This window comes from Microcystis sp. M53598_WE2 (assembly GCF_030067735.1).
Taxonomy (GTDB): Bacteria; Cyanobacteriota; Cyanobacteriia; order Cyanobacteriales; family Microcystaceae; genus Microcystis; species Microcystis aeruginosa.
Genome location: NZ_JASJFE010000055.1, coordinates 1 through 2,169 on the forward strand (window position 1 = coordinate 1; position 2,169 = coordinate 2,169).

Here is a 2,169-nt window from a genome sequence, read left to right on the forward strand (position 1 = left end):
ATTGGTCAATTTAGCCAAACAGATCGCCGCCGAACCCTCGCGCCGGGAGATGGATATGTTATTATCCACGGGGGAACAGGTGACAATCGCCTTGATGAGTATGGCCCTAGAGGAAATCGGACAACCGGCCATCTCCCTAACAGGCGCTCAAGTGGGAATTGTCACGGAATCCGAACATAGTCGCGCCCGTATTTTAGAAATTAAAACCGATCGCCTTTCCCGTCATCTATCGGAGGGTAAAGTAGTTGTTGTCGCCGGTTTTCAAGGTGTCAGCGATAGCGATCAACTAGAGATTACCACCTTGGGGCGCGGTGGTTCCGATACCTCGGCCGTAGCCCTAGCAGCCGCCTTAAAAGCCGATTTTTGCGAAATTTACACCGATGTACCCGGTATTCTCACCACTGACCCCCGTTTAGTCCCCGAAGCGCGTCTTTTAGACCAAATCACCTGCGATGAGATGCTCGAATTAGCCAGTTTAGGGGCGAAAGTTCTCCACCCGCGAGCGGTGGAAATCGCCAAAAACTTCGGGGTTCCCCTGGTTGTCCGCTCCAGTTGGACAGAGGATCCGGGTACTTGGGTGACATCCCCGGCACCGAAACCGCGCACCCTGCAAGGATTGGAATTGACAAAAGCAGTGGATGCGGTGGAATTTGACGGTAATCAGGCGAAAATCTCCCTTTTACGGGTTCCTGACCGTCCCGGCATCGCTGCCCGTTTATTCGGGGAAATCGCTCATCAACAGGTGGACGTGGATTTAATTATTCAATCGATTCACGAGGGGGACAGCAACGATATCGCCTTTACGGTGATGGGAAATGCCTTAAAAAAAGCCCAATCCGTGGCCGAAGCGATCGCACCAGTTTTACGTTCCCATCCGACTAATACAGAGGAAGCGGAAGTGATCATCGAATCCGGGGCCGCTAAAATCGCCATTACCGGCGCCGGTATGATCGGCCGGCCGGGAATTGCTGCCCAAATATTTAGCACTTTGGCCGCAGCGGCAATTAATATCGAAATGATCTCCACTTCTGAAGTAAAAGTCAGTTGTGTCATCGATGAAGCGGACGGAGAAAAAGCAATTAAAGTCCTTTGTGATGCTTTTCAAGTGGAGTATTCTGCTAAAGTTGCTCATTGCGAAATCCCTAAAAATTTAGTCCCAGTCAGGGGAGTGGCCCTAGATAATAATCAGGCCCAAATGGCTATTCGTAACGTCCCCGATCGCCCGGGGATGGCGGCGAGAATTTTCTCGGTTTTAGCGGCAAAAAATGTCAGTGTTGATATGATTATTCAATCCCAACGCTGTCGCATCGTCGATGGTATTCCCCGACGGGATATCGCTTTTACTTTACCTCAAGCTGATGCTAATTTAGCCCAAAAAATCCTCTTAGAACTATCGGAAAGTTTGGGGTTACAGGAAGTGGTGGTTAATAATGATGTGGCCAAAGTGAGCATTGTTGGTTCGGGAATGGAAGGACAACCGGGGGTAGCAGCACGCTTTTTTGAAGCTTTAGCAAAGGAGAAAATTAATATTTTGATGATTGCTACTTCTGATATAAAAATCAGTTGTGTGGTGAATCAGGAAGATGGAGTCAGGGCCCTACAAGTGGTTCACGCCGCTTTTGGATTAGCCGGACAGGGTAAAATTGAAGTACCCGCCTAAATGAAATTACAAGTTCTATGATGGGGGTAAGAGTTGTTTATATTGTTGGCAACTTATACCCCCAAAAATCCGATCAATAAGTTAACCCTCATTACCCCGATTTTATCTATGGAACCGATAACAGTGGCGACAATTGTTGCTTTGGTATTTCAGACTACTGTAGAAAAATTTACTGAAGCTGCTCTAGAAAAAATTAATACTTTGCGGCAAATTATCTGGAATAAACTTAAAGCTAATCCTAAGGCCGAAAAAGCTTTACAAGCTGCTGAAAAAGGGTCAAAAACTGATCTAGAAAAAGTAGCAGATTATTTAAAGGTTGCCATGAATGATGAAGCAGATTTTGCCGAAAAAGTCAAGGGTTTAGCAACAGAAATTCAATCCTTGAAAATTCAGGATAATAGTAGTATGAACCAGACTAATTCTGGAGGTCAAAATTTACAGAATCAGGGTCAGGTTAGTGAAGTTTATCAAGCAGAAACTATAAACATCAATAAACCCTGACTGCAGCC

General features: G+C 46.1%; 2 protein-coding genes. Both read left to right on the forward strand.

Going from position 1 to position 2,169, the window contains the following annotated elements; translation table 11 throughout:
- Positions 1–1,660, forward strand: a 1,660-nt coding sequence (locus PX636_RS01305) for an aspartate kinase (protein ID WP_288115978.1), incomplete at its 5' end; no start/stop codon positions are given.
- Positions 1,661–1,768: 108 nt separating this feature from the next.
- The gene (locus PX636_RS01310) at positions 1,769–2,161 is read left to right on the forward strand and encodes a hypothetical protein (protein WP_288115979.1); all 393 of its coding nucleotides are present in this window, start codon (positions 1,769–1,771) and stop codon (positions 2,159–2,161) included.
- Positions 2,162–2,169: the final 8 nt, after the last annotated feature.